The 6,154-nt window shown below is 74.1% G+C and carries 4 protein-coding genes; 1 reads left to right on the top strand and 3 read right to left on the bottom strand.

Features of this window, described 5'->3' with window-relative positions; translation table 11 throughout:
- Positions 1-2,523 (top strand): response regulator (locus tag LHJ74_RS05465; protein WP_511262215.1); only part of this gene is annotated, 2,523 nt, incomplete at its 5' end.
- A 41-nt stretch (positions 2,524-2,564) separates the two neighbouring features.
- Here LHJ74_RS05465 and LHJ74_RS05460 read toward each other — a convergent pair.
- The 3 genes from LHJ74_RS05460 to LHJ74_RS05450 form a co-directional block, all read right to left on the bottom strand.
- Positions 2,565-4,223 (bottom strand): long-chain fatty acid--CoA ligase, encoded by a 1,659-nt coding sequence (locus tag LHJ74_RS05460; RefSeq protein ID WP_260216358.1) that lies wholly within the window; start codon positions 4,221-4,223, stop codon positions 2,565-2,567.
- Positions 4,224-4,395: 172 nt separating this feature from the next.
- Entirely contained in the window at positions 4,396-4,965 is a 570-nt protein-coding gene (locus LHJ74_RS05455) for a SigE family RNA polymerase sigma factor (RefSeq protein ID WP_260216357.1), read from the bottom strand.
- A gap of 169 nt (positions 4,966-5,134) precedes the next feature.
- Positions 5,135-6,115, bottom strand: a complete 981-nt coding sequence (locus LHJ74_RS05450) for a glycoside hydrolase domain-containing protein (protein ID WP_260216356.1) — start codon at positions 6,113-6,115, stop codon at positions 5,135-5,137.
- Positions 6,116-6,154: the final 39 nt, after the last annotated feature.

Here is a 6,154-nt window from a genome sequence, read left to right as displayed (position 1 = left end):
GGGGGTCCGCCACTGGGCGACCCGCCGCGGGAGGTTCGGGCTCGGGGGGGTGCGCCCGGGGCGGCGGCGGGGGCGCACGGCCATTCGGACGGGCATTCGGACGGGCATTCGGACGGCACCGGCACGGGCCTCGGCGGCATGGAATTCGGCGGGACGCACCGCCCGGGCCACGGCGGCGTCCCCGCACAGGGCGGCGCCCCCGAGCTCGGCCAGCCACGGCCGACCGGGCGCCGCCGAGGACGGCCGAGCCCGGCCGAGGAGGCGCAGCCGGGGCACCCCGCGCGCCCGGACCACGGCCAGCCCGACCCTCGGGCCCCGCACGCGCAGCCCGCGCTCCCCCCGCCCCCCGGCACGGCGGGGGAGAGCGGCAGCACGCGGCGCCCCCTCGCCGACCCGGACGCCGGAGCGGACGACGAGGGCAACGGCGCACCGGGAGGAAACGGCACTGCGGGCGGCCGTACGGGCGCGGGCACCGGCACGCACCAGAACGGCAACGGCCGCCGTACGCGCCGGGCGCTCGGGACGCGGACCGACGAACGGGAGGACGGCACGGATTCCGGCTCCAGCTCGGGCCCGGACTCCGACGGCACCGGCTCGCTGTCGTACAGCGGCGCGCAGGCCAGCGGCGCCCAGGCCGCCGGCGCGCAGGCCGGGCCCGGCACCGGCGGGCAGGCGATTCCGCAGCAGGTGCCGCCCGGTACGGGGCGCCGCGCCCGCCGCGCCGGCGGACCGGGGCAGCCCTCGGCCACGCCCGTCCCCGCGCTCGGCCCCGGCCCCAGCAGCAGTGGCGCCGATGTCGGCAGCGGCGCCGAGTGGAACGGCGCGGGGCAGGCGGCCCTGCCCCCCGCGCCGCCGCAGCAGCAGACGCCCCAAACGATGACAAGCGAGACGACGACAACCCAGACGGGTGACGGCGACGCAGGTACGGACCGCTCCCCGGCCGTCGTGGGCGGCGGGCGGCGCGCGCGCCGGCTCGCGGCGGCGCGGGCCCGCGCCGAGGAGCAGGCCGCAGGGCAGCCGTCGACGAACGAACCGTTCGCGCTGCCTGCCCCGGCCGCCCTGCCCGGAGCCCAGCCCCTGCCCGAGCCCACGTCCGCCCAGGAGCCCGCAACCGCGCCGGGCGAGGGCGCACCCGGGGCGCCTTCCGCCACCGACCCGCGCACCGCCGACCACTCGGTGGTCGCGGCCAGCCCGATCCTCGGCGGCGGGGCCCCACCGCAACTGCCCGCCGCACAGCAGCCCCCGCAGCCGCGGACGCCCGGCAGCGAGGTCGAGCCGTACACGGCGGACCAGTCGTCCGGCGGCATCAGCGTACGAACGCTGGGTCAGGGTGTCCCCTTCGCGCAGGGGATGGGCGACCACGGCGCCCATCCGCCAGGCGGCCACGCCGCGGCGGCGCCCGCTTCGGCGCCGCCCTCCGTTCCGGCGATCCCGTCCACGCCGTCGACGCCTCCGGCACCGGCTGGTTCCGGACGCCGCCGCAGGCTCTCCGCCCCGGCCGAGGACGGCGGGCCCGCGTCCCCGTCCGAGGCCCAGCCGCAGCCGCAGCCCCCGGCCCAGACTCAGCTTCCGGCCCAGCCGCAGCCTCAGCCGCACGCCCAGGGCCACGGCCACGGCCAGGCTCATGGGCAGCCGCAGAGCCAGCCGCACGCGCAGACACCGGCCCGCCAGTTCGCCATCGGCGCGCCCGACGAGGGCTCGGCCGAGGGCCCCGAACCGCTGGACGGGCCGAACGGCGCCGTCGAGGTCACCGACGACGGCGGACTGTCCGCGTCATCGCACCCCGTCGACGACGAGCTGCCCCCCGAGCCTCTCGACAACCCGCGGCGGCTGCTGGTCTGGCCGGAGCCCGACGTCTCCACCCAGCAGGCGCTCTCCGAGCGCGGCTACCGGCCCGTCATCGTCCACTCGCGCGAAGAGGTCGACGCGCAGATCGCCGCGTACCCGGCCGCGCTGTTCGTCGATCCGCTCACCGGGCCCATCACCCGTACGGCGCTCCAGTCGCTGCGTCAGGCTGCCGTGGCCGCCGAGGTCCCGGTGCTGGTCACGGCGGGGCTCGGGCAGGCCACCAGGGAAGCGGCGTACGGGGCGGACCCGGCGGTCCTGCTGAAGGCGCTCGCGCCGCGCGACAGCGAGCAGCACCCGCCCCGGGTCCTGCTGGTGGAGGAGAACACCTCGATCGCGAGCGCGTTCTCCTCCACGCTGGAGCGCCGGGGCATGCAGGTGGCGCACGCGCTCTCGGACGCGGACGCGGTGAGCGTCGCGGCGCAGATCCGGCCGAATCTGGTGGTGATGGACCTGATGCAGGTACGCCGCCGCCGCGCCGGGATCATCGACTGGCTACGGGCCAACGGGCTGCTGCACCGTACGCCGTTCGTCGTCTACACGGCGGCCGACATGAATCCGGCGGAACTGCCCCGGCTGGCCTCCGGCGAGACGGTGCTCTTCCTCGCGGAGCGGTCGACGAGCGCCGAGGTGCAGTCCCGGATCGTCGACCTGCTCGCGAAGATCGGCGCCAGCTGACCCGGCAGCACCGCACCGGCGCTGCCGGTGCCTCTGCCGCGTCAGAGCATCGTGACGTCCAGCGCGCCCGCCGCGTACCGCGCGCGGATCACCTTCTTGTCGAACTTCCCCACGCTCGTCTTCGGCACCTCTTCGATCCGGGCCCAGCGCTCGGGCAGCTGCCACCGCGCGACCCGCTCGCCGAGGAAGGCGCGCAGCTCCTGGTAGGTGACCGCGCCCGCGTCCTCCGCCAGCACGACGGCCGCCAGCGGCCGTTCGCCCCATTTGCCGTCCGGTACGGCCACCACCGCCGCTTCCGCGATCGCCTCGTGCGCCATCAGGTGGTTCTCCAGGGCCACCGAGGAGATCCACTCACCGCCCGACTTGATGACGTCCTTGGCCCGGTCGGTCAGCGTCAGGAAGCCCTCCCGGGTGATCACACCGACATCGCCCGTACGCAGCCAGCCGTCCGGGCTGAACTTGTCCTCGGGCCGCACCGGCTCCGCGCCCTCGCCCCCGTAGTAGGCCCCGGCGATCCACGGGCCGCGCACCTCCAGCTCACCGGCCGACTCGCCGTCCCAGGGCATGAGTTCGCCGTCCGGTCCGGCCAGCCGCGCCTCGACGGAGGCGGGGAAGCGCCCCTGGGTGAGCCGGTACGGCCACGCCTCCTCGGGCGTGAGCGCGGAGCCGGGCTCACGGGCGATGGTGCCGAGCGGTGAGGTCTCCGTCATGCCCCAGGCGTGGCAGACCCGGACTCCGTGCCGCTCCTCGAACTCCTTCATCAGGGCGGGCGGACACGCGGAACCGCCGATGGTGACGGTCTTCAGACAGGAGATGTCGCGCGGCTTGTCCGCCAGTTCGGTCAGCAGCCCCTGCCAGATGGTGGGGACGGCGGCGGCGTGCGTGGGCCGTTCGGTCTCGATCATCTCGGCGAGCGGGGCGGGCTGCAGGAAGCGGTCCGGCATCAGCATGCCGACGCCGGTCATGAAGGTGGCGTGCGGCAGGCCCCAGGCGTTCACGTGGAACATGGGCACCACGGGAAGTGTGGTGTCCGCGTCCGTGAGGCTCATGGACTCGCCCATGTTGACCTGCATCGCGTGCAGATAGATGGAGCGGTGGGAGAAGACGACGCCCTTGGGGTCCCCGGTGGTACCGGAGGTGTAGCACATGGCGGCGGCTTCCCGCTCGTCCAGCTCGGGCCACTCGTACGCGGTCGGCCGCCCGGCGAGCAGCTCCTCGTACTCGTGTACGGCGGGGCGGCAGCCGTCCAGCAGCGCGCGGTCTCCGGGGCCCACGACGACCACGTGTTCGACCGTGTGCAGCTGCGGGAGCAGCGGCGCGAGCAGGGCCAGCAGCGACCCGTTGACGAGGATGACGCGGTCGGCGGCGTGACCGACGATCCACACCAGCTGTTCGGACGGGAGCCGGAGATTCAACGTGTGCAGCACGGAGCCCATGGAGGGGACGGCGAAGTACGCCTCGACATGCTCCGCGTTGTTCCACATGAGCGTTCCGATGCGTTCTTCCGGAAGGACGCCGAGTTCCTCGCGCAGCGCGTGCGCGAGCTGGGCGGCGCGGTCGCCGATCTCGGCGAAGCTGCGGCGGTGCGGCGCTTCCGCGTCCCCCGTCCAGGTCGTGACCTGCGCGTCTCCGTGGATCGTGGAGCCGTGCCGCAGAATTCGCGAGACGATGAGCGGGACATCCTGCATCGTGCTGAGCACCGAGTGCCTCCCCGTATTACGGGCGGGTAATGGGTGCTGTGATTCTGGACGCATACCGCGCGGTATGTCACTACCCCGGAGGGATCCGTGTAGGTAACTCGCGTTCATCCGGCACGCGCGCCGACGCTCTCGCAGGCGTGCAGTCTCATTCGCTCCCGCGCGGGCGCGCCCCTCAGGCCGCCTTCACGTGCTCCCCCCGGGTGTCCGCCGCGAGCTGCTGGTCCTCGCGGAGCTTGGCCAGGGCGCGGGACACCGCGCTCTTGACCGTCCCCACCGAGACTCCGAGCACCTCGGCCGTCTGCACCTCGCTCAGATCCTCGTAGTAGCGCAGCACCACCATCGCGCGCTGCCGTGCGGGGAGCTTGAGCACCGCACGCCACATCGCGTCGCGCGTGGCCTGCTGCTCGGCTGGGTCCGGGCCGGGGAGAGGTTCTGGTTCCGGCAGGTCCTCGACCGCGAACTCGTCGATCTTGCGCTTGCGCCACTGCGAGGTACGGGTGTTCAGCAGGGCGCGGCGGACATACCCGTCCAGCGCGCGGTGGTCCTCGATCCGCTCCCACGCCAGGTACGTCTTGGTCAGCGCGGTCTGGAGAAGGTCCTCGGCGTCGCAGGGGTTGGCGGTGAGCGATCGGGCGGTACGCAGAAGCACCGGCCCACGCGTCCGCACGTACGACGTGAACGTCAGTGGCGTCACTGTCGCAGCGGAGCTCCTTGCGCTCCGTTCGATCCCAGGCGTGGTCATGGCTCAACGCTAGAAGTCGCCGGAGCTCAGCGGATCGCCCGGAGGTCCCGATGCAGCGTCCGCCTCAGGTTGTAGTGGCGGCTCCAGCTACACCTACCGCAGGTGGAGGACGTACGGCTCAGGCATCAGGGGCCGCCTCAGGGTGTGCCATGGGTCACCCTACGGTCCGTCACCCCACGATCGCTACGGGGGCATCCACGAGGTTCCTGTCGATCTGCACGGTCCGCCCTCCGTACGTCTCCCTCACATTGCCGCGGTACTGGTGGACGCGGCGGTGCGGCTGCCAGGCGCCGGGTGCGAGGGCAGGCTCTCCGCGCAGGTCGGGGGCGGTGTTCCAGCGGGCGAACCACATCACCGCCGGAAGGTCCTGGACGCCCGCCGCGCGGGCCTCCTCCAGGTGGGTGACACCCGAGGTGGCGCTGCTGTAGAAGCCGGGGAGATAGCCGAGGCGGCGCACCTCGCGGTTCCAGCCCTGGATGAAGCGGAGGGTGGTGCGGGCGCAGGCGGCGTCGCGGATGTCGTACGCCTCCATGTCGAGGTAGACCGGGCTCTTCTCCCTCATGCCGAGTGCCCGCGCCTGCGCGACTGCGTCCCGTCCCTCGCGTACGCCCGCACCCGCGGGGTCGCGGCTGTCGATCGCGTAGCGGCGCTTGCGCTCGGCGTGCACGCACGGCGCCTGCGAACCCACGTACAGCGGCAGCAGCCGCCAGCCCATCGAGGTGACGCCCTCGACCCAGGCCGGGTCGAGGTTGGGCTGGACAGGGCAGGCGCGGCCCCGGCCGCCGACGTAGACACCCACCCCGCGGTAGGGCGAGGCCCTCCAGGCCCGCATGGTGCTCTGGGTCGGGGCGACGCAGGTGTCGAAGGCGCGGCCCTGGAAGATTTCCGCGCCTTCGTCGCGCGGGTCCTCTCCGTGGGCGTCGGCCTGAGCCTGGATGTACCGGGGGGCGTACGCCTGTGCGCCGCGCTCTGGCTCCGGCCCGGGGGCGGTGCCCGCCTCAGCCAGGACCGGTGCGGTGCCTCCCGCCAGCAGGGAGGCCAGCGCCACCAGCAGAACGCCGGCCCGCCGCACGGAAGCCCGCCGTGGGCCGGCCCCGTCGCACTGCTTCTGGTCCGCTGCTCCGCGCATGTGATGAGATGTCTGCCGCATGGCCCGAGTGAACGGCCCACGGTCCTCCGTACGGCAGCG

The organism is Streptomyces gossypii (assembly GCF_025165795.1).
GTDB classification, from domain to species: domain Bacteria; phylum Actinomycetota; class Actinomycetes; order Streptomycetales; family Streptomycetaceae; genus Streptomyces; species Streptomyces gossypii.
The sequence above is the reverse complement of the archived record's forward strand: the minus strand, read 5'-3'. Positions and strand labels throughout refer to the sequence as shown.

Coding starts and splice junctions, on each gene's coding strand:
- LHJ74_RS05455 (WP_260216357.1), bottom strand. CDS start 4,965: ATGACCACGCCTGGGATCGAACGGAGCGCAAGGAGCTCCGCTGCGACA.
- LHJ74_RS05450 (WP_260216356.1), bottom strand. CDS start 6,115: ATGCGGCAGACATCTCATCACATGCGCGGAGCAGCGGACCAGAAGCAG.